The following is a 21,331-nucleotide window of genomic DNA, read 5'->3' on the forward strand; positions in this document are numbered from 1 at the left end:
TTCGGGGCGGATGGCGGGAAGGAAAGGCGTGCTGTTGACAGGCAGCTTCTTCCACGGGTTAGGATCACCTGCATGATTCTTGTCTACCGCTACCGGGTGAAGTCGCTCAACGGACTGCTCAACAAGCAGAGCCGTGCGGTGAACTACGTCTGGAACTTCTGCAATGACACGCAGAAGCACGCGCTCAAGTGGAGCAAGAAGTGGCCGACGGGATTCGATCTGAACGTGCTGACGACGGGGAGCAGCAAGGCGCTCGGCATCCACTCCGGCACGATCAACGCGACGTGCGAGCAATATGCGAAGTCGCGCAGTCAACACCGTCGGCCCTACCTGCGCTATCGCGGCAGGAAATCGCTGGGCTGGGTGCCGCTGAAGGGGCGTGACCTGAAGCGCGAAGGTGACGCGTTCCGTTTCGCCGGCAACACGTTTCGCGTGTTCAACAGCCGACCGCTTCCCGAAGGCAAGATCAAGGACGGGACCAACTTTGCGCAGGATGCACGCGGCAACTGGTTTCTCAACATCGCAATCGAGATGCCCGATGTGCAGGCCCGCCCGATCCGTTCCGGCGTCGGCATCGATCTCGGCCTGAAAGACTTCGCCACACTTTCGACCGGCGAGAAGCTGCCCAATGACCAGTTCGGTCGACGAGCGGCGGAAAAGCTGGCGAAAGCGCAACGGGCGCGAAAGCACAAGCGGCATATCGTGAAGCTGCACGCCAAGGTGGCGAATGCCCGTGCCGATTTCCAGCATAAGCTCGCGCTCGATCTGGTGCGGCGTTTCGATTACATCGCGGTCGGCAACGTGTCGGCCGCGAAGCTCGCCAGAACCCGGATGGCGAAGAGCGTCTACGACGCGTCCTGGTCGTCCTTCCGAGAAAAGCTCCGTTACAAGGCGATGGCGCACGGGGCAACGTTCGAGGAAGTCGACGAAAGCGGTTCCACCCAGTCCTGTTCGTCGTGCGGATCGAAAGACAGCACGACGCGGCCGAAAGGTATCGCGGGACTGCGAGTAAGAGAGTGGGCCTGCAGTGACTGTGGTGTCGAGCATGATCGAGATACCAACGCTGCTGTGAACATTCTCCGATGCGGACGTGCATCGCCAGGTGTGGGAATCACCTGCCTTTAGGCGGGTGAGGACGTCAAGTGCGGTTGTTCCGTGTATGGCCGGTGCAAGCCGGTGCAGGCCGGCCGTGAGCGGCAGCCGTGCGACGCTGCACATCGCCATGCCGCATCGCGCCGGAGCCGCCCGTTCGAAGCCGATGAATCGGACGGGATACCGACACGATGAACGGTTCGCGCAAGAGGGTCAACAGCGACACGCGAGGTGCGCATGCTCGAACGCGATCGCACCGGCCGTCCGGATCGGCGCCGCAGCGTGGCTTCGTCCGGCGACGGATGCCGACAGATGGCAACGCGCGTTCACACGTGCAACGCATGCCCCAGCGCGCGCAATGCCGCCTCCTGCACCGCTTCGCCGAGCGTCGGATGCCCGTGGATCGTGCCGCCGATGTCCTCGAGCCGCGCGCCCATCTCGAGCGACTGCGAGAACGCCGCGGCCAGTTCCGACACGCCGCGCCCGACCGCCTGCCAGCCGACGATCAGATGCGTGTCGCGCCGCGCGACGACGCGCACGAAACCGTCGGTCGCCTGCAGCGTCATCGCGCGCCCGTTCGCCGCGAACGGGAACGACGCGCTGATGCAGTCGACGCCGGCCGCCTTCGCGTCGTCGGGCGACCAGCCGGACGTGACGACCTCGGGATCGGTAAAGCACACGGCCGGGATCGATGCGGGCGTGAACTTGCGGCGCCGTCCCGCGATCAGCTCGGCCACCATCTCGCCCTGCGCCATCGCGCGATGCGCGAGCATCGGCTCGCCTGTGACGTCGCCGATCGCCCACACGTTGCGCATCGAGGTCCGGCATTCGTCGTCGATGCGCAGCGCGCGGCCGTTGCGATCGAGCGGCAACGCTTCGAGCCCGAAGCCGTCCACGCGCGGCCGGCGGCCAACCGCGACCAGCACGCGATCGGCCGGCAGCGTCTTCTGCGCGCCGTCGGGCGCCTGCACGCGCACCGCGCCGTCGCTCGCGAGACCGAGCACCGTGTGGCCCAGCCACAAGCCGACGCCGAGCCGCGCGAGCGAATCGGCGACCGGCTTCGCGAGTTCCGCGTCGTACGCGGGCAGCACGCGCTCCGCTGCTTCGACGATGCTGACCTCGACGCCGAGCTTGCGATAGACGGTCCCGAGTTCGAGCCCGATGTATCCGGCGCCGACCACGACCAGCCGCGTCGGCAACGACGTGGGCGACAGTGCGTCGGTCAACGATACGACGTGCCCGCCGAACGGCATCGACGGCAGCGCGACCGGTTCCGAACCGGTCGCGAGCAACAGATGTTCGCATGCGATGCGCGTCGTGTGGTCACCGGCGACGATATCGACCGTCTTGCCGTCGACGACGCGCGCGTCGCCCTGCAGCACGCGCACGCCGTGCTTCTTCAGCAGCGCGCCGACGCCGCGCGTGAGTCGCTCGATGATCCCGTCCTTCCACGCGACGCTTTTCGCGATGTCGATCTCCGGCGTGCGCACGCGAATCCCGAGCATGCCTTCACCGGCCTGCGCGCACGCCTGCTCGAACGCGTCGGCGACATGGATCAGCGCCTTCGACGGAATGCAGCCGATGTTCAGGCACGTGCCGCCGAGCCGTTCGCGCTCGACCAGCACCGTCGGAATGCCGAGCTGCCCCGCGCGAATCGCGGCGACGTAACCGCCCGGACCGCCGCCGATCACGAGCAGCGTGGTGTGTTCGTTCGGCATCGCACTCACTCCACGAACAGCAGCGCCGGGCGCTCGAGCAACCCGCGCACGGCCTGAATGAATTCGGCCGCGTCCGCGCCGTCGACGACGCGATGGTCGAACGACGACGACAGGTTCATCATCTTGCGCGCGACGATCGCGCCGTCGCGGATCATCGGCCGCTCGACGATCCGGTTCACGCCGACGATGCCGACCTCGGGATGGTTGATGACCGGCGTCGACACGATGCCGCCGAGCGCGCCGAGGCTCGAGATCGTGATCGTCGAGCCGGTCAGCTCGTCGCGCTGCGCGCGGTTCGCGCGCACCGCGTCGGCGAGCCGCGCGATTTCCGCCGAGATCGACCACACGTCGCGCGCTTCCGCATGACGCAGCACCGGCACCGTGAGGCCGCTCTCCGTCTGCGTCGCGACGCCCATGTGCACCGCACCGTAACGCGTGACGACGCCGGCTTCGTCGTCGTAGCGCGCGTTGATCTGCGGGAAGTCGCGCAGCGCAATCACCATCGCGCGGATCAGCAGCGGCAGCGGCGTGAGCCGGCCACGCGCGTCGCCGTGGCGTTGGTTCAGCTCGGCGCGCAGCGATTCGAGCTCGGTGACGTCGATCTCCTCGACATAGCTGAAGTGCGGAATGCGGCGCTTCGCTTCCTGCATCTTGCGCGCGATCGCCCGCCGCAGGCCGATCACCGGCACCTCGGTTTCATCGTTGCGCTCGTCGTAGCCGCGCGCTTGCGAGCCACGCGCCGCCGTCCCGCCCGTGCGTGCGTAGGCATCGAGGTCCGCATGCAGGATCCGGCCGGCCTCGCCGGTGCCGCGCACGTAGCGCAACTCGATGCCCATGTCCCAGGCGCGCTGGCGCACCGCCGGCGACGCAAGCGGCCGTTCGCCCGGCGCGCGTGCCGCGCGCGGCGGCGCCGCGTGTTCCGCGCGACGCGGCTCGGCCGGCGCACGATCAGCGGTGTGGCGCACTGCCTTCGACGCGTCGTGCGCTTCGGCTGCTCCGGCTGCTCCGGTGACTTTCGATGACCTGGCAGGCGCGTCGACCGCCGCCGGACGCGACGTCGCATCCGCACCGGCATCGTGTGCCTTCGCGCCCGGCTTCAGGTTGCCGTCGCCTTCGACTTCGACACGAATCAGCTCGCTGCCGACCGCCATCATCTCGCCGATCCGGCCGCCGAGCGCCAGCACCTTGCCCGCCACCGGCGACGGAATCTCCACCGCCGCCTTGTCGGTCATCACGTCGGCGAGCGGCTGGTCTTCCTTGATCGTCTGCCCGACTTCCACGTGCCAGGCCACCAGCTCGACCTCGGCGATCCCTTCGCCGATATCCGGCATCTTGATCACATGAATCCCCATCTCAGGCCTCCATCACGCGTCGCAATGCTTCGCCAACCCGGGCCGGGCCGGGGAAATATGCCCATTCCTGCGCGTGCGGATACGGCGTGTCCCAGCCCGTCGTCCGCTCGACCGGTGCTTCCAGATGATAGAAGCAGTGCTCCTGGACGAGCGATACCAGTTCCGCGCCGTAGCCGCAGGTGCGCGTCGCTTCGTGCACCACCACGCAGCGGCCGGTCTTGCGCACCGACGCGACGATCGTGTCGAGGTCGACCGGCCACAGCGTGCGCAGATCGATCACTTCCGCATCGATGCCGGTCTCCTCGGCCGCGGCGAGCGACACGTGGACGGTCGTGCCGTACGTCAGCACCGTCAAGTCGTTGCCGGGCCGCACGACGGCCGCCGTATCGAGCGGCACCGTGTAATAGCCGTCCGGCACCGCGCTGCCCGGATGCTTGAGCCACGACGTGACCGGACGCTCGTGATGGCCGTCGAACGGCCCGTTGTACAGGCGTTTCGGCTCGAGGAAGATCACCGGATCGTCGTTCTCGATCGACGCGATCAGCAGCCCTTTCGCGTCGTACGGATTCGACGGCATCACCGTGCGCAGTCCGCAGACCTGCGTGAACATCGCTTCCGGGCTCTGGCTGTGCGTCTGGCCGCCGTAGATGCCGCCGCCGCACGGCATCCGGATCGTCATCGGCGCGGTGAACTGGCCCGCGGAGCGATAGCGCAGCCGTGCGCCTTCCGACACGATCTGGTCGGACGCCGGGTAGAAGTAGTCCGCGAACTGGATCTCGCAGACCGGCCGCAATCCATACGCGCCCATCCCGACCGCCGCGCCGACGATCCCGCCTTCCGAGATCGGCGCATCGAACACGCGCGACTTGCCGTACTTGGCCTGCAGCCCTTCGGTGCAGCGGAACACGCCGCCGAAGTAGCCGACGTCCTGCCCGAACACGACCACGTCGTCGTCACGCTCGAGCATCACGTCCATCGCCGAGCGCAGCGCCTGGATCATCGTCATCGGCTGCTCCGATGCCGTCGTCGTTTCATGTTGCGCCATGATCACGCTCCCAGTTCCTGGCGCTGACGGCGCAGGTGCGCGGGCAGCTCCTTGTACACATCGTCGAACATCGAGGCCGGCGACGGAATCCGGTCGTCGGCCAGCGTCCCGAACTTCTCCGCTTCCTTCTGCGCGGCGATCACTTCGGCTTCCAGCTCGGCCGTGAGCGCATCGTGCGCGCTGTCCGACCAGATGCCTTTCGCGATCAGGTGCTGCTTGAAGCGGGCGATCGGATCGCCGAGCGGGAAATGGGCCCAGTCGTCGCTCGGCCGGTATTTCGTCGGATCGTCCGACGTCGAATGCGCGCCCGCGCGGTAGGTGACCCATTCGATCAGCGTCGGGCCGAGATTGCGGCGCGCGCGTTCGGCGGCCCAGGTCGAGGCCGCGTAGATCGCGAGGAAGTCGTTGCCGTCGACGCGCAGCGAAGCGATGCCGCAGCCGACGCCGCGCCCGGCGAAGGTGGTCCCCTCGCCGCCCGCGATCGCCTGGAACGTCGAGATCGCCCACTGGTTGTTGACGACGTTCAGCACGACCGGCGCGCGATACACGTGCGCGAACGTCAGCGCGGTGTGGAAGTCGGCTTCCGCGGTCGCGCCGTCGCCGATCCAGGCGGACGCAATCTTCGTGTCGCCCTTGATCGCCGACGCCATCGCCCAGCCGACCGCCTGGATGAACTGCGTCGCGAGATTGCCGGAGATCGAGAAGAAGCCGGCTTCGCGGTCCGAGTACATCACCGGGAGCTGGCGCCCCTTCAGCGGGTCGCCTTCGTTCGACATCAGCTGGCAGATCATCCGTTCGAGCGGCACGTTCCGCGCGATCAGGATGCTTTGCTGGCGGTAGGTCGGGAAGCACATGTCGCCGTGACGCAGCGCCATCGCGTGCGCGGTGCCGATCGCCTCTTCGCCGAGGCTCAACATGTAGAAGGAGATTTTCTTCTGACGCTGCGCGATCATCATGCGCGCGTCGAAGATGCGGGTCTTCAGCATCGCGCGCATCCCGGCGATCAGGCGCGCATCGTCGAGGTCCGGCGCCCACGGGCCGAGGGCTGCGCCGTGGTCGTCGAGCACACGCACGAGGCTGCGGGCGAGATGGGCGGTGTCCGCGGGGGCTACGTCGATCGGCGGGCGGCGAACCGCGCCGGCCGGCGATAGATGCAGATAGGAAAAATCCGTCTTGCAGCCCGGACGCCCGGTGGGCTCCGGCACATGCAGACGCAATGGCTCTGACAGGCTCATCGTGTCGTCTCCACGCTCGATTGTGTCTCACGCTGTTGGAAACGCGCGGCCGGTTGCCGGCTCACGCGCGGGCTGGCGCACGGATAAGCACGCCAACCTTGGAAATCTATGCCTCCCGGCGCGGGACGTCGATGACCAAGCCGCTCGATTGCGGTGAGCAGATTTGCCATGGCGGGCGCCGGCGGGCGATCGGGGCCGCCGGCGCGGTGAATGAAAGCCGCGTGTGCTGCGATGCGTCAACGGCCGGGGAGCTTGCGAATCGAGGCCGCACCGGTCGCTGCGTGTCGGTCATGTCGGACGATACGAAGTACGAGACCCCGCGAAATCCAGGATCTCGGCGGGGTCTCGGTGGGTCCGGGCGCTGGCGCGCCCGCTTGCCGGGTCGTGCCGGCGCGATGCGTTACGCGTCGGGGCGCGCGATGTCGAAGCGGCTGTCGGGCTTGACGTGCACGTAGGCCGACGGGCCGCCCGCGCGAAGAATGATGCCCGCGCCGAACGTGTCGAAGATGCCGTCCTTCAGCAGGGCGTGGCGAATATGCACGGCGACGACCTCACCCAGCACCAGCGTGGCCGGCGTGTCGACGCCATGGTGATCGCGCAGCGGGATCACGTCGGTCACCTTGCATTCGAAGTTGACGCCGCTTTCCGCGACGCGCGGCACATTGACGAGGCGCGACGGGATCGCGGTCAGGCCGCCGAGTTCGAATTCATCGACGCCGTACGGCACGGCCGCACAGGTCTGGTTCATCCTGTCGGCGAGATCGCGCGTCGCGAGGTTCCAGACGAACTCGCCGGTCTCCTGCACGTTGCGCAGGCTGTCCTTCGCGGCCGTGCTCGAAAAGCCGATGATCGGCGGACGATAGTTGAATGCGTTGAAGAAGCTGTACGGCGCGAGGTTGATCGTGCCGTCGCTGCCGCGGGAAGAGATCCAGCCGATCGGGCGCGGGCCCACGATGGCGTTCAGCGGATCATGCGGGAGGCCGTGGCCTTGCGACGGTTCGTAATAGTGATGGCTCGAGTCGGTCATGGCGGGTGGTGTCGAGGCAGGCAAACTGCGTTGAAGTCCATCGACCGGCGCGCGTCTGCCGAGGGCGGCAACGGTGTGCGGTGCGATGTGCGCGGCAAGTATCACATGGGGTCGGTTTCGTTGCAGTAAAGGCGCAGTCGCGAGCGACGTTGCAGCGCCAATGCATGCGCCACGCAAAATAAAAAAACCGCGAGCGCTTCATTCATGTTCTCGCGGTTTTTTCAAATCTTCATTGAATCGCATTGAAGCGATCGGTGGCCGTTGAACCGGGACGGAGGCGGAACAGGGCTCGTCAGTGTATATGTCCTGCGAAAAGTCCGAGCAATCCTATGATGATCAGGTAGATCGCAACGATGTAATTCAGCAGGCGCGGCACCACCAGAATCAGAATCCCAGCAATGAGCGAGACCAATGGGCTCAAATTAGTGAATACGTGCATGGCGTTGCCCCTTAACAATAGATCGCGAAATCGCCAACTGGAGCGCCTCGAAACCGTATTGCACGACCCTGTGCTTCGTAGCCGCTCCCTTTCAACGCTGCATGCGATTCCGTGATGGGTGGGAGATTTTTACCGACGCAGGCAACCGGAACCCCGACCGGTTGTCAGTGCAACGTTTGTTTGCATGTCGCAGCGATTTTCGTGCCTGCCCTCCGCGCGTGTTGCCGGTCCCGCCGGCACGCTGGAATCCGGCGACATCACTCGAGGTGCCACGCTTGTGCCGCACCGCTCATGAATTTCAAGTTGCGCCGCGAGAATGCTCGTGAGAATGAAGCCCTAGAAATTGCGTGCCAAGCCGACCATGAACATGTCCTGGTCCTTGTCGTTGCCGGTTGCGACACGATTGAAGCGCAAGCTCGCCGCCCAATCATTCGTGACCTGATAACTCACTTGCGCGCTGAGCAACGCATTGACTCTGGTTTTGCTTGAGACTTCGTCCCGATCGTGCGAGAGATACGGACCGGCACCTGCCGAAAGCGTCCATTTGCTCTTGATCGGCGCGACGTACCAGAGTTGTGCTGCCACACCTCGTCGGCCGGCGACGCCATTGTTGCCTTCGTAGACGAAGCTCGCCGAATAGGCCCACGCATTGCCAAGCGGCCGCTTGACTTCGACCATATAGCCCTTTTCGATCGGCACTTGCGGACGGTTCGTCTGCGACGTCCCGGCCCAAACGCTAACCTGCGTCTTGCCATCTGAAAACGCCGGGCCCGGATCACCGCCAAAATCCGAACCGATGCCGAACAGCACCGCGTCGGAATTGAATCCGCCAATCATCTGGACGTGGTTGTACTGCAGCTTGAGGAAGAAGCGGTCGGGAACGACGTAATACCGCACGGCTGCTGACGCGCGCACGCCCCAGCGCTTTTCATTGCGCGCCTGGTTGTCGACATGGGTCGTGTCGATGCTGAAATACGGCCCCGCCGACAATTCGACCGACACGCGATTGCCGAGCGGCCAACGAAACGAACCCAGCGCGGCGAAGCCGTCACGGTGGTGATCCACCGGATGCCCCTCGTTCAAATAGGCGAGGTAGATCGAGAAGTAGTCGTTCAAGACGTCGCCGAAGCCGACTTCGTAGGCACGCCAATGCATGTCGCCGCCCTCGGTCGCGCGTCCGTCGCCATACACCGCATAAGCGTTGATCGTTCTTTCCGATGGCTTGAACGCGGTCGGTGAGCTCGCTGGACTGTCCTCGGCGTGCGCGTGGCCAACGCCTGCCAGAATCGCCAGACCGGCGATCGAGCTAGTGACGACGAAACGTGAATAGATGCGACGGCACTGTCCCATTTGGCCTCCCCACCTGAGCTGAACCCGGATGCTGGACGGTTGAACGAACCTCACGCGAATCGAATCTGGTACTGGACGGGGCCGCTAGCGCTCCTCGAGCGACGAGAACCAGTGTGCGTTGAGGCATCGGTGAAAGGCATTGGGGGTATCGCCTAGCAAGGTGGCCACGAACGCACCAACGGAACGCCATGAAAACAAAAACCCGCGAGAGAGGCTGACGTTCAGCGATCTCTTGCGGTCCGCCATACGGAAAGCACCGTGAACACTTCTGAAACAATTCGATCTCGGCCGGACGTCGATTCGCTGCACATGCAACCGCCTGACGTGCGTTGCGCAGCGGACGTGCCCCCGGCTTCGCCTACATGAAAACCCAATCCAATCAAGCACCTCGGTTGAACCATTGGGAAGACCGCCGCGCCGCTCGCCGGAAAGCGGCGTTCGAAATTGAAACGTATCTCAATCGTCGATGTACGCATTTTCCGCAAGCGCTCGCACTGACGACTCGTTGCACCATATCAGCGCTCACTTTCCGCTCGGTTGGCATGTTTCTAGCTTTAAATGTTGTCAGTTGCTCAATAAATTCAGCATCTGCATCTGAGCGCATAGCCTTGAATCGACACGCCGGTATTGCCCCTGCTCGCTGGTCATCCGGCAGATCAGGGCTAGCCGTGCAAACCGGATGTGGATGCAACAAGCTGCGTCACATGCGGCTACGGCTGGAGAACTTGACATGTTGGCCCTGCAATCGGATCTTCACGGCAACCACCTCCTCAGCGCACTGCCATACGATGAATGGCAGGCGCTCGCACCGCACCTCGAACTCGTTCGTTTGCGCGCGGAACAGTTGCTATATGACTCGGGGCAGCGGATCCATCACGTGTACTTCCCGACCACGGCGGTCATCTCCCTACTCTACATGATGGAAAACGGCGGCTCCGTCGAGGTTGCCGCAGTCGGCCGCGAGGGCATGACCGGCGTGCCCGTCCTGACCGGCGGAGAAGCGATGCCGAACCGCGTCCAGGTGCAGTACGCCGGCTTCGCGTATCGGATGAGCGCGCAGGCGCTCAAGCTCCATTTCGCGCGATCCGAACGCATGCAGCGCCTGATGCTGCTCTATATGCACGCACTGCTTACCCAGATCGCGCAGATGGCCGCGTGCAACCGGCACCATTCATTGAACAAGCAACTTTGCCGGTGGCTGCTGATCGAGGTCGACCGAGTCGATTCGTACGAACTGGCGGTCACCCAGCAACTGATCTCGGAAATGCTGGGCGTGCGGCGCGAGGGCGTCACCGAAGCGGCCGGGAAGCTGCATCGCGAAGGCCTCATCCTCCATAGCCGCGGCCATATTCGGGTGCTGGACCGCCACGGTCTCGAAGCGAGCGCCTGCGAATGCTATGGCCTCGTCAAGCGGGAGTTCGACCGCTTGTTGCCGCATCGGCACCGCCCGGCCCTGCCCGAGGCAGGTACGCTTGAGCGGCCGGAGGGCGAAGCGATTTGCAGACTCACCCCGTTGCATAGCCCCTCTCTCTAACCCGCACGCGAAATGCGGCAGCGATGCGCCGGGCCGCGCACGCGCGTCGGCGCGGCATTACCGTGCCGCGACAAACCGACGGCCCGGCAGGCGTGGCACCAGGCCAAGGCGCGCGCCGCCGATGCGGCGGATGTCGCAAGCGCTTCATTCGGCATCACGCGTGCGAGTCGCAGCGCCCATAGCTGTCGTCGAAACGAACGATGTCGTCTTCACCCAGATACGTGCCCGATTGAACCTCGATGATCTCGAGCGGGACTTTACCCGGATTCTCGAGCCGGTGACGCACGCCGACCGGGATGAAGGTCGACTCGTTTTCGGTGAGCAGCACCTGCTCGTCACCGCGCGTGACGAGCGCGGTGCCACGCACGACGACCCAATGCTCCGCACGGTGGTGATGCATCTGCAACGACAGCCGCCCACCGGGCAATACGACAATATGCTTCACCTGAAAACGCTCGCCGCGATCGATCGAATCATAGAAGCCCCATGGGCGATGCACCTTGCGATGCGAATCGGCCTCGGGCGCCCGCTCCGCCTTGATGCGCGCCACAAGCCGCTTCACGTCCTGCACGTGCGCCCGGTCGGCAACGAGCACCGCATCGGCCGTTTCCACCACGACGATATTGGCGGTACCCACGCATGCCACGAGGCGTCCGTTCGAATGAGCGTACGTGGAAGCCGCGCCTTCGAACACGACGCGTCCGCGCGCCACATTGCCGCAATCGTCCTTGTCGAGCGCGTCCCAGACGCCATCCCACGAACCGAGGTCCGACCAGCCGGCTTCCAGTGGTACGACAACCCCGTCGCACGGCGATTCGGGCATGCCGAGGCGCTCCATGACCGCATAATCGATCGAGTTCGCGTCGACGCGGGCGAACGCGCCCGGCTCGGGATTGAAGACGCTGGCGCTGGCCGCGCCTGCGACGAACGCAGCAAGACACGTCTCGTGCATGTCCGGCTGCAGGCGTTGCAACGTCGCGAGCCAGACCGACGCGCGCAACACGAAGATGCCGCTGTTCCACCAGTAGCCGCCCGTTGCGAGGTACTCGGCGGCGCGGTCCGCCGATGGCTTCTCGACGAACCGTTCGATCCGGTGCGCGCCGTCGCCAATCGCGGCACCGACGCAGATGTACCCGAAAGCAGTCGCGGCGCGGGTCGGCGGCACACCGAGCGTCGCGATCGCTCCCCCCTCCGCATGGCGCGCGGCCAGGGCAACTGCTCGCTTGAGCGCCGGCGTGTCCTTGATCAACTGGTCGGACGGCATGACGACCAGGATCGCGTCGTCGCCGGCGGCGCATGCGAGCGCGGCCGCCAGTGTCAACGCGGGCGCGGTATCCCGCCGCACGGGCTCGACGATGAACCGCGCGTCGATCCCGCCCACGCGCAGTTGCTCGGCAATCAGGAATTGAAGATCGGCGCCGCACACGACGACAGGTGAGTCCGACACCTGCCAGCCGGCCGGGAGGTCGGTCATTCGCCTTGCGGTGGCTTGCAGCAACGAATCCGATCCGACGACGTCGATCAGTTGCTTGGGATAATGCTCGCGCGAAACCGGCCATAGGCGTGTGCCCGAACCGCCGGCCAGGATGACCGGCAGAATCCGCGTACGCGCCGGCGCCGTCGACTGATCGACGACCGGACGGGACGCCGGCTGCCGGCCTTCGTCGATGTCGCACCTCTCTACTTGCAGTGAAGACATGGTATCGCTCCGCTGTCGAGGAACGCGCCGCCGTCTCCCGCGACTGAAGCGCATTCAGACGCGCGATGCCTTCCGGACGATCGCGCCCGCCCTTTCACGCATTCACTCTAAGTCGCGTCGATTTCGCAGACCGTGCGTAACGACACATTGGACGTTCGATTCGCGACATGCCCGGTTCATCATGTCGCCGCCACCCGCTCCACGCCGCGGCCGAGCAGAGAATGGGCGACGATCATGACTTTCGTTTCCCGCTCCTGGTCAGCGTTCGAACGTGCCGATCCCAACCCATGAGCGATAGATGGTACGCGAACGCACTCGCGGCGGATGCCGCCGATGCGAGCACGATACCGACGATGCCGAGCCATTGGACCAACACGACATTGGCGAGCGCCTTGACGATGAAGCACACGATGGCCATGCCGGCCAACGCCTTCAGGCGCCCTTCGCTCGCGAAAAGCTGCAGCAGCACCAGTTGTGCGAAATAAAACGGCAACTTCACGAGAGTCCAGCGCACCAGACGGGCGACGGTGGCCGTGTCCGCATCCGTGAACGCGCCGTGTTGAAAAATCAGCTTGATGACGGACGGCGCGAGCGGCCAGACGATCGCCGTCACCAGCACGCCAACGCCCAGCATCAGGAACGACCACTTGAGCGCCATCTCGCGTGCCCTCGCCGGCTCGCCGCTGCTCTGGATATCCGAGAACACCGGCAATGTCGCGCGGCCGATGGCCATCGCGCCGACGCCCTCGAGCAGCGCGATCAACCGGCTCGAATAGGAGAGCGTCGCGATCGCGCCATCGCCCAGGCCCGCGACGAAATACTGATCAAGGGGCACCGCAAGGCTCAAGACGAGCTGGCACAGCATGAACATGCCGACCGTGCGATAGTTGCGCGACCATTGCGGCGAACGCAGCGAAAAAAAGAATCGGGTTTGCACACCGTCGGTCGCGCGCGCCAGCGTGCCGAGCCACGCCGCTTGCAGCAGGAAACCGATCGTCGAGCCCCACATCAGCGGCGCGGGCGAACTCCCTTTCTGCGAGACGACCAGGAAGAGCAGCACCACGACGGCAGGCAGGGCCTCCAGCAAGGTGTTGATGTGCCGCTCGCGCGCCTGCAGGCGCGCCGCGAACACGCAGATCGTCATCATCAGGATGCCGATCGGGCTCATCGTCATCATCATCGCGCGAGACATCTCGCGCGTCTCGCCGGACAGGTTGCGCTCGAACAATCCGAGCAGCCAGGGCCACGCAACAAGCAACACCGTTGCGCAGACGCTACCGAACACCAGCGCCACCATCTGCAATTCGCCCAGAAAGCGAGCCTGCTCGCCCACGGGCTGCGTGCGTAATCCGACCAGCGTGGGCACCAGCACGATCTGAAGCCCGACGACGAATGCCGCTGGCAGAAATGTAATCAGACTGAACGTGAGCTGGTAGGCATCGACGACCGGGCTGATGCCGTAGTGATAGGCGATCGCCATTTCCCGCAGCGCGGCCGCGGCTTTGCCGAGCAAGACAAACGTCGAAACCCAGATCGCGCCCCGCGCGATCCGCAGATGGTCGGGGTGAACCCGAGACAGGCGGCTCCGCCACGCTGCAATCTGTGCAATCAATTCACGCCCCCTCGAATGCACCGTGTGGCGAACATCGCGCGCGCGGCCGGTACCCGGCGAAAGTCGCGCCGCGAACGCGCGGTTCGTGCCCTGCGGCCCTCCAGCACGCCCTCAACTCCCTACCGCGACGGATCGCCCGCGCGCCTCGCATATGGCGTTGTCGACCACCCGCAGAAACTCGGTTCTGAAGCGCTCCGCGGTAAAGCGAACCGCATTGCCTCGACACACCTCCGGACGCATCGGCTCATGCGCTTCGAAGCGCGTGATCGCATCGACGATCGCCGGTACGCTCTGCTGCATGAAAAACAGGCCCGTGCCGTAGTTCGGATCGTGCGACTCGATGACCGTTTCGAGCGCCCCGCCCCGGCCGTACGCGATGACCGGCGCGCCGCAGGCCTGCGCCTCCACGATCGTGATGCCGAAATCCTCTTCCGCGGCGAACACGAACGCGCGCGTCCGCCGCATCAGGTCGATCAACACGTGTGTCGGCTGATACCCGAGCAAGGTGACGTTCGGCCCCGCCAGCGCCTTCGCCCGCTTGAAGTCGGGCCCGTCGCCGACGACGATCAGACGTCGATTGGGGAGGCTCGCGAACGCCTCGACGATCAGCGGGATACGCTTGTAAGGCACCATCCGCGAGGCGATCAGATAGAAATCCTCACGATGTGTGCCGATGTCGAAACGCTCGACGTCTACCGGCGGATAGACGACGGTCGAGCCGACTCCATAGATCTTGCGAATCCGGCGGCCGATAAAGTCCGAGTTCGCGATGAACGCATCGACACCATGCGCCGTGCGATGATCCCAGATCCGCATGTAATGCAGCACGCTGCGTGCGAGCCAGCTCTTCGGTCCCTTCGTCACGCCCGCCTGGATCAGGTACTGGTGCTGAAGATCCCACGCGTAGCGGATAGGCGAATGCACATAGCTGACATGGACCTGGTCGGGCCCGGTAATGACCCCCTTCGCGACCGCATGGCTCGACGAAATCACGAGGTCGTATGCGGAGAGGTCGAACTGTTCGACGGCCAGGGGCATGAGCGGCAAGTACGTGCGAAAAGCCGTTCTCGCACGAGGCAGATGCTGGATGAACGAGGTCTTCGCATGCTTGCCGCCCAGCGCGGCGCGATGCTCTTCGGGGAAGAAGTCGACGATGCTGAACAAGTCCGCGTCAGGCCAGATCCGGATGATCTGCTCCAGCACGCGTTCCGATCCGGCATACGTCGTCAGCCAGTCGTGCACGATCGCCACCCGGCCGAAGCGCCTCGAATCGCTGACGGTCGTATCGCTTTGCGTCACATGAGCCATGTCGACATCTCTTCAGTATGTGCGTGAGGTAATCGATCCCGGCGACAGGATCGCGCCCGGGTGATCAGTACGCGCCATGGCCCTTGACGACCACCTTGATCGTCCTGAACAGGATCACCACATCCCGAAGGAGCGACCAGTTCCTCACATAGGCCACATCCAGCGACACGCGCGTCGCATAGTCGGTATTGCTGCGGCCGCTGACCTGCCAAAGCCCCGTCATGCCGGGCCTGACCTGCAGGTAGTACTTGACGTCGGCGCCGTAACGCACGAGCTCTTCATCGACGATCGGCCGCGGCCCCACCAGACTCATCTCTCCGCGCATCACGTTCCAGAGCTGCGGCAGCTCGTCCAGGCTCGTGCGGCGCAGAAAGCGGCCGATACGGGTCACGCGGACATCGTTCTTGAGCTTGAATCCACTCTCCCACTCGGCGCGAGCCTGAGGATCCGTGTCCAGAAGCTGCTTGAGCATCTGGTCCGCGTTCACGACCATCGAGCGGAACTTCATGCATCGAAATTTGCGGCCATGCTGCCCGACGCGAAGGTGTCCGTAGAACACCGGCCCGCCGTCACACCATATGACGACCGCAAGCGTGATCAGCAGCGGCGACAGCACGACGATCAGCAAGGCACCGCCGAACACGTCGAAACAGCGCTTCACGATCTGCCACGCCGGCACGGACGGGCGCGCTGCGCCGGCCGATGCCGGGGCGGCGCCGCCGATTCCGTAACCATGTGCCGTCTGCCGATTCCCGAGCCATGCCGGCCGCGCGACAGAGAATGCGACGAGGGTGGCCGTATGTGAAACGAGAAGCGAAATCCCGCTCACCAGGGTCCAGTGGATGAACCATGGCAACAACGGAGGCGCGCTGCGATGAATCATGAACAGCAATACAAGGCCGCACATCTGCACGACGAACCACGCGAGCGTCGTGCGGCTGATCGCGCTTGCGAGCGACTTCATGCATCGCGCCGAGTAGGTTCCGCAAGCGGGGAATACCGACAGTGCAAGCGCGGCGACGAATGCGACCAACGAGGGATCCAGTCGGTGTGGACTGCCCATGTCGGTCATACCGACATGGGACGTTCCGACCGCGCCCAACACGATCAACGTGACGTCGATCGCTCTGTGGAAATATCCAGGCATTTCAGCTTCCCCCAGCATGGCAGCCACCGCGACGGTCGTGACGCGAAACCGCCGACGTAGCCGGTCCTTCCGCTTATGACGACAGCACCGATCGAGGACCGGAAATGGCCGCTGGCCCCGTCCCTTCGATACTCGGCGTCTGTCGCACGCCACCCCGATACAAGTGACACTGCTGGACGCGCGATCGTGGATCGCGTGCCTCTTTGCACGACCGACATTGCGCGCCGAACTTGATGATCAGGTCGCGTCCTTGCGGATTGCCGAATTCATATTGAACGGGCGATCATGCTGGCGGATGCTTGCACTGCGTGGCACCCGACTGTCTGAAGCCCATGACCCATCGTACTGAAGGAAGCAGGCGGGCTCTGTTATGAACCACACAAAGGAATACCGTAATTCCGCAAAGCGTCTCTGGAACGCTCGTTTCAATTAATTGAAATATTCATACCGAATCGGGCGGGCGAAATTCGTTCGCGTTGATTTCTCATACGCTCATGGAATGAGCGATTGCGCCGTCATCCCACGCTATGTTTCCCCCTTGAAACGACAGATTCCCCCCACCCCCTGATTCCACGCGCTGACGATTCATTCCTGTAACGTTTTTCATCGAATTCGGCATTTAAAAATGCCTCCTCTCCACGCTTACCCTTGGCACGCCTCGTTTCTCTCACTGCTGGCATACCGCATGCTGAGATATGGATCGAGAAAATCCACGGCGTATTCGTGAATCGATAGCGGCACCACGCGCAATTGATCCGTTCCGGATCGAAGCCATTCCATTCATCCATCGCCATTCGCCCGAAATCATCGCTTCCTGATCCTATGGCGGAACGGCACGCTCCGAGGCCTCTTATGCAAAGCAATCGCGTGCTGATCGTGAACGACTACGATGCCTTCGGCGGGGCCGAGCAGGTCTATCGATTGTCGGTGGAGACGTTGCGGGAGATGCCCGATGTCGTGGTCGAGAAATTCGACAAGGGCGATGTCGCGGAGGTCAGCCTGGCCGCCAATCCCGTATGGAACGTTCGTGCCGCGCTGGCGCTGGACAAGACGATTCAGCGGTTCATGCCGGATCGCATCTGGATCCACAACTATCACGGCTACATGTCTTCGTCGATTTTCGGCGTAATCAGGCGAAACAGGCAGCGGTTCGGCTACAGGACCTATCTGACCTGCCACGACTACCACCTCGTGTTTCATAACCCACTGATGCTCTATTACCCACGGGGGCGCGTGGTGCCGGTCGCGCTCGATGATATCGGCACGCTGCGTCCGCTGATGACACGCTCCAGCCCGCGCGGCTTCGTCTACGACACGCTCAGGAAAATGCACTGGCTGGCCATGGACCGGCTTACCAATCCGCGCAGCGCCTTCGATCTGTTCCTGTGCCCGAGCGTGTTCATGCGGGAAGCGTTGCGCCGGCGCGGCATCACGAACAGCGTGTTCTTCCCCAACCCCGTTGCGATTCCGGAATGTCATCCACGGCGCGCTGGCCGACGGGATTCAGGCCTGCAGCTCGCGTTCATCGGGCGAATTTCGGCGGAAAAGGGCATTGGCCAGTTCCTCGAGCTACTGGCGGCCACGCAATTTCACGGCGTGCGGCGGATCACGCTTTTCGGCGACGGCCCCGACAGACGCCGGCTGGAAAACCAATACGCTTCGCTGATCGACGCAGGACGTGTCTCGTTCGCGGGCAGTCTGCCGCACGCCGAGCTGTTTCCGCGTGCGCGCGGGCTCGACGCACTGGTGCTCCCGTCGATTTGCGGCGAGAACGCACCGCTGGTGATCGTCGAAGCGGCCGCGCTCGGCATGCCGATCCTGGTTCATGATCTCGGCAGCATGTCGACCTTCGGTGACGAAATCGGCAACAAGATCAAATATTCGGCGAACCCGGCCAGCCTCACGGCAGCACTGGATGCGCTCGCCGATCATCTCGCGAACGCGCAGCTGTCGTACGACGTTGGCTTGTACATGAAGTCGCGTTACGCGGGCGAGGTGATGCGTCACTTGTCGCTCGGCGAGCCGAACACCGAGCTGCCCCCCGAAGCGCGCGACCCGGTCGCGAACGGAGCGCCCGCCCATGTGCCATCCCATTGAAATGACGCGCGCAGCGCGCGGCGCGTGCGTTGCGTTTGCGCTGGCGGTACTGGGAAACGCCCTGCCGGCATGGAGCGGCGCCGAAACGAATCCTGCGTCGCGCACGTCGCCGGCGCGACACCGAATCACGGAGCTGATCGGCGCCAATGGATGGCCGAGCTCGGACGAAGATATTCCGTACTGGCAACGCATGGGCCTTGGCTGGGGACGCGATTCCGTCGGCCCGGGTCAGCCCGGCCCGCACGACGGCCGGATCGATATCGACCGGACGGGCCCAAGCTACGGCCTGGAATTGCCACCGATCATATTGCGCAACAACCGCAACGGCATCAAGTCCCTGCTCTTCGTCGGCTATACCCCGACATGGAATGCGTCCGCGCCCGGAGACGGGTTTTCCGCGCCGAAGGACGTCGCGGTGTGGGAACGGTATGTCGAGGCCGTCGTGAAGAAGTATTCGGCACCGCCGTACAACGTCAAGTACTTCCAGATCTGGAACGAGGCGGCCGGCCCGCTTTCGGGCGGCTCGCCTCAAGCGTCGTTCTGGCATGGACCGGGCAACAACCGCAATCCGGCGCTGGCCCGCCCGTACGCCGACGCGATGCGCGACTATGTCGAGCGGATTCACATACCGGCAGCCAGAATCATCCGCAAGTATCACGCGTACGTCGTCTACGGCGGCTGGCCCGACCAGGGCGGCCTCGACAACTACATGCGCTGGCTCGAATACACCAGCCCCACCGCTCACGCCCGAATGCTCGATTGGGTCGACTATCTCGACGTACATTATCTCGGCATCGACAGCCTCGACCGGCTTTACCAGCGCTACGTCGCCACCGGCAAGGTGCGCGGCTTGTGGCAGACCGAGATGGGCGATACCTACATCGACAATCCGAATTACCTGCCAACGTACTTTTTCGATCTTGCCGCCTGGGCGCTCGACCGGAATTGGGACGACCCCGACAAGTACGTGTCGATGATCTATCACTGGGATGGCAGCGAGCCGTACCGGCTGACGCACCGCGGGTCGACCCGCGTCTATAACCCGTCCGGGCGCTCGCTGATCACGCTCAGGTCCGTCTTGTCGGGCCCGCTCGCTCCGTTTCATCACCGGATCGAATTCAGCCCCGAACTATCGGGCAACGCGCTGATCTCCGGCGAACGCATCGTGTTCCAGGTCGGCGGTACGCCCGGGCGCAGATGGCTTTCGGTCGACGGCCTGCCGGCACCGGCATCGGGCCGGTTTCGCATCGATTACGTCGATGCCATCCTGGGCACGCCGATTCCGGAACCGCGTCTCGTCTCGTCCTGGGCCGGCGGCCACCTTTCGATCAGCTTCTACGTACCGGAGCCGCGGCCCGGCGCCGACGACAAACCGTGCCCGTGTCTTGGCTATCTCGTCGTGACGCCGCTGCCGTAAGCGCCACGCCGCGCGTCGCGGGACGCGCCACTTTTGCCACCCCCACCCGCGCGCCGCACGCGCCAGGACAGCAGCAACGACACGACCAGCGCAAGGATCAGGACATTCGACGGCGTGGTCAGGCGGTGCTCTGTCACGCCCATCGCGAGCAGGCACACCGACGACAACTCGACGAACGTATACGCGCCGACACTGCTGCGGCGGGCAGGCAGCGTCGATGCGGCGCCTTCCACTGCCCATTTGACGAGATACCAATAGAAGGCCAGCATCAGCGCGAGACCGATCACGCCCAGCTCCGCGGCGATATGCAGGTAGGAATTGTGCGCATGCGCATCGGTATGGAACACGGTGACGTCCCGCGGCTGGCCAACAACACCGAAATAGTTCACGACGTCATGCACTTCGTCGTCGAACGACCCGACACCCATCCCGATGATCGGGCTTGCTTCGAAATACGCCAATGCCCGCGGCCAGAGCCATCCGAAGCGCACGTCCACATTGGCCGTTTTTGCGTCCGCATCCCGCACCGTGTGCTCGTGGGCCATGTAGTCGACTGCCGGTTGCGTGTTGTTCCAGGCCGCGCCGAAGGAGAACGCCACTACCCCGGCCATCAGCACCGCCACCAACCAACGCTTGCGGCCCAGCAACAGGTACGCGATGGCGGTCGCCACCCCCAGCATCGATCCACGGCTGTAGGTGGAAAACACGAACATCGCGTTGAGGACGAGCAACCCGAGCACGAGCCTGTCGGGGCGCTTCACGTAACAGGACAGGCCGAGACAGAACAGCATCGCGAGGAAACCGCCGGCGGCGTTACGGGCAATGAAGTAGCTGCCGAACGAGTCGTTTGCGTTCGAAAATATCGCCAACAGGCCGTTTTGCGCGACATAGACGGCATAGGGCGGCAGGTTCGCGAGAACGGCAAACATGAAGAAGCGTCTCAGCGCCTTGTCGAGATCCAGCTCATGCGAATACAGGCAACCGGCAAGAATCGGCGCATAAGACACGAAGAAGTTGCCGTCGTGGCGGTAGAAATCGTACGACAGCAACGCTTGCGGGTCGTAAAGCAGCGTCGACCCCAACGCCAACAGCCCGAAGACGGATAAACATGTCACGAACGGCGGATAGCGCCGGTCGAACAAGCGCCACGCGCAGAGGCAAATCGGCGCGAAGCCGATCGCACTGACCGGGATGAAGTTCGTGACGCTGAAAAGCAGCGCGATGAGCGTGATGTAGACCACGGGAAGCAGCTCGAATGG

16 protein-coding genes are annotated in these 21,331 nt (G+C 64.1%); 4 read left to right on the forward strand and 12 right to left on the reverse strand.

Annotated features, from left to right (window positions below; all coding sequences use genetic code 11):
- Positions 1–72 precede the first annotated feature (72 nt).
- Positions 73–1,125 (forward strand): RNA-guided endonuclease TnpB family protein, encoded by a 1,053-nt coding sequence (locus F3J14_RS13190; RefSeq protein ID WP_166723355.1) that lies wholly within the window; start codon positions 73–75, stop codon positions 1,123–1,125.
- 293 nt (positions 1,126–1,418) lie between these two features.
- Here the strand turns inward: F3J14_RS13190 and lpdA are convergent, their stop codons facing one another.
- The 7 genes from lpdA to F3J14_RS13225 form a co-directional block, all read right to left on the reverse strand.
- Positions 1,419–2,810, reverse strand: a complete 1,392-nt coding sequence (gene lpdA / locus F3J14_RS13195) for a dihydrolipoyl dehydrogenase (protein WP_166723356.1) — start codon at positions 2,808–2,810, stop codon at positions 1,419–1,421.
- Positions 2,811–2,815: 5 nt separating this feature from the next.
- Positions 2,816–4,162: a dihydrolipoamide acetyltransferase family protein gene (locus F3J14_RS13200; RefSeq protein ID WP_166723357.1), complete on the reverse strand. Its 1,347-nt coding sequence runs from the start codon at positions 4,160–4,162 to the stop codon at positions 2,816–2,818.
- A 1-nt stretch (position 4,163) separates the two neighbouring features.
- Positions 4,164–5,207 (reverse strand): alpha-ketoacid dehydrogenase subunit beta, encoded by a 1,044-nt coding sequence (locus tag F3J14_RS13205; protein ID WP_166723358.1) that lies wholly within the window; start codon positions 5,205–5,207, stop codon positions 4,164–4,166.
- Positions 5,208–5,209: 2 nt separating this feature from the next.
- Positions 5,210–6,442, reverse strand: a complete 1,233-nt coding sequence (locus F3J14_RS13210) for a 3-methyl-2-oxobutanoate dehydrogenase (2-methylpropanoyl-transferring) subunit alpha (protein ID WP_166723359.1) — start codon at positions 6,440–6,442, stop codon at positions 5,210–5,212.
- Positions 6,443–6,842: 400 nt separating this feature from the next.
- A complete protein-coding gene (locus F3J14_RS13215; protein ID WP_166723360.1) occupies positions 6,843–7,469 on the reverse strand; it encodes a flavin reductase family protein in 627 nt (208 codons plus the stop codon).
- 292 nt (positions 7,470–7,761) lie between these two features.
- Positions 7,762–7,908 (reverse strand): DUF3096 domain-containing protein, encoded by a 147-nt coding sequence (locus tag F3J14_RS13220; RefSeq protein ID WP_006751684.1) that lies wholly within the window; start codon positions 7,906–7,908, stop codon positions 7,762–7,764.
- A 336-nt stretch (positions 7,909–8,244) separates the two neighbouring features.
- Positions 8,245–9,258, reverse strand: a complete 1,014-nt coding sequence (locus F3J14_RS13225; RefSeq protein WP_166723361.1) for a hypothetical protein — start codon at positions 9,256–9,258, stop codon at positions 8,245–8,247.
- A gap of 730 nt (positions 9,259–9,988) precedes the next feature.
- Between F3J14_RS13225 and F3J14_RS13230 the strand changes: the two genes are divergently transcribed.
- The gene (locus F3J14_RS13230) at positions 9,989–10,792 is read left to right on the forward strand and encodes a Crp/Fnr family transcriptional regulator (protein WP_166723362.1); all 804 of its coding nucleotides are present in this window, start codon (positions 9,989–9,991) and stop codon (positions 10,790–10,792) included.
- Between the two features lie 154 nt (positions 10,793–10,946).
- Here the strand turns inward: F3J14_RS13230 and F3J14_RS13235 are convergent, their stop codons facing one another.
- The 4 genes from F3J14_RS13235 to F3J14_RS13250 form a co-directional block, all read right to left on the reverse strand.
- Positions 10,947–12,491, reverse strand: a complete 1,545-nt coding sequence (locus F3J14_RS13235) for a mannose-1-phosphate guanylyltransferase/mannose-6-phosphate isomerase (RefSeq protein WP_166723363.1) — start codon at positions 12,489–12,491, stop codon at positions 10,947–10,949.
- Between the two features lie 232 nt (positions 12,492–12,723).
- Entirely contained in the window at positions 12,724–14,103 is a 1,380-nt protein-coding gene (locus F3J14_RS13240; RefSeq protein WP_166723364.1) for a lipid II flippase MurJ, read from the reverse strand.
- Between the two features lie 111 nt (positions 14,104–14,214).
- Entirely contained in the window at positions 14,215–15,411 is a 1,197-nt protein-coding gene (locus F3J14_RS13245; RefSeq protein WP_166723365.1) for a glycosyltransferase family 4 protein, read from the reverse strand.
- Between the two features lie 64 nt (positions 15,412–15,475).
- The gene (locus tag F3J14_RS13250; protein ID WP_166723382.1) at positions 15,476–16,558 is read right to left on the reverse strand and encodes a sugar transferase; all 1,083 of its coding nucleotides are present in this window, start codon (positions 16,556–16,558) and stop codon (positions 15,476–15,478) included.
- An 852-nt stretch (positions 16,559–17,410) separates the two neighbouring features.
- Here F3J14_RS13250 and F3J14_RS13255 point away from each other — a divergent pair.
- On the forward strand, positions 17,411–18,655 hold the full coding sequence (locus F3J14_RS13255; protein ID WP_166723366.1) for a glycosyltransferase family 4 protein: 1,245 nt from the start codon (positions 17,411–17,413) through the stop codon (positions 18,653–18,655).
- Positions 18,639–20,072: a hypothetical protein gene (locus tag F3J14_RS13260; RefSeq protein ID WP_166723367.1), complete on the forward strand. Its 1,434-nt coding sequence runs from the start codon at positions 18,639–18,641 to the stop codon at positions 20,070–20,072. Before F3J14_RS13255 ends, F3J14_RS13260 begins: the two co-directional genes overlap by 17 nt.
- Here the strand turns inward: F3J14_RS13260 and F3J14_RS13265 are convergent.
- A complete protein-coding gene (locus F3J14_RS13265) occupies positions 20,045–21,313 on the reverse strand; it encodes an O-antigen ligase family protein (RefSeq protein WP_166723368.1) in 1,269 nt (422 codons plus the stop codon). The genes F3J14_RS13260 and F3J14_RS13265 overlap by 28 nt on opposite strands.
- Positions 21,314–21,331: the final 18 nt, after the last annotated feature.

This window comes from Burkholderia sp. Tr-862 (genome assembly GCF_011753085.1).
Lineage (GTDB): Bacteria > Pseudomonadota > Gammaproteobacteria > Burkholderiales > Burkholderiaceae > Burkholderia > Burkholderia ambifaria.

Coding starts and splice junctions, on each gene's coding strand:
- F3J14_RS13215 (WP_166723360.1), bottom strand. CDS start 7,469: ATGACCGACTCGAGCCATCACTATTACGAACCGTCGCAAGGCCACGGC.
- F3J14_RS13260 (WP_166723367.1), top strand. CDS start 18,639: ATGTGCCATCCCATTGAAATGACGCGCGCAGCGCGCGGCGCGTGCGTT.
- lpdA (WP_166723356.1), bottom strand. CDS start 2,810: ATGCCGAACGAACACACCACGCTGCTCGTGATCGGCGGCGGTCCGGGC.
- F3J14_RS13235 (WP_166723363.1), bottom strand. CDS start 12,491: ATGTCTTCACTGCAAGTAGAGAGGTGCGACATCGACGAAGGCCGGCAG.
- F3J14_RS13220 (WP_006751684.1), bottom strand. CDS start 7,908: ATGCACGTATTCACTAATTTGAGCCCATTGGTCTCGCTCATTGCTGGG.
- F3J14_RS13200 (WP_166723357.1), bottom strand. CDS start 4,162: ATGGGGATTCATGTGATCAAGATGCCGGATATCGGCGAAGGGATCGCC.
- F3J14_RS13210 (WP_166723359.1), bottom strand. CDS start 6,442: ATGAGCCTGTCAGAGCCATTGCGTCTGCATGTGCCGGAGCCCACCGGG.
- F3J14_RS13245 (WP_166723365.1), bottom strand. CDS start 15,411: ATGGCTCATGTGACGCAAAGCGATACGACCGTCAGCGATTCGAGGCGC.
- F3J14_RS13225 (WP_166723361.1), bottom strand. CDS start 9,258: ATGGGACAGTGCCGTCGCATCTATTCACGTTTCGTCGTCACTAGCTCG.
- F3J14_RS13230 (WP_166723362.1), top strand. CDS start 9,989: ATGTTGGCCCTGCAATCGGATCTTCACGGCAACCACCTCCTCAGCGCA.
- F3J14_RS13255 (WP_166723366.1), top strand. CDS start 17,411: ATGCAAAGCAATCGCGTGCTGATCGTGAACGACTACGATGCCTTCGGC.
- F3J14_RS13250 (WP_166723382.1), bottom strand. CDS start 16,558: ATGCCTGGATATTTCCACAGAGCGATCGACGTCACGTTGATCGTGTTG.
- F3J14_RS13205 (WP_166723358.1), bottom strand. CDS start 5,207: ATGGCGCAACATGAAACGACGACGGCATCGGAGCAGCCGATGACGATG.
- F3J14_RS13190 (WP_166723355.1), top strand. CDS start 73: ATGATTCTTGTCTACCGCTACCGGGTGAAGTCGCTCAACGGACTGCTC.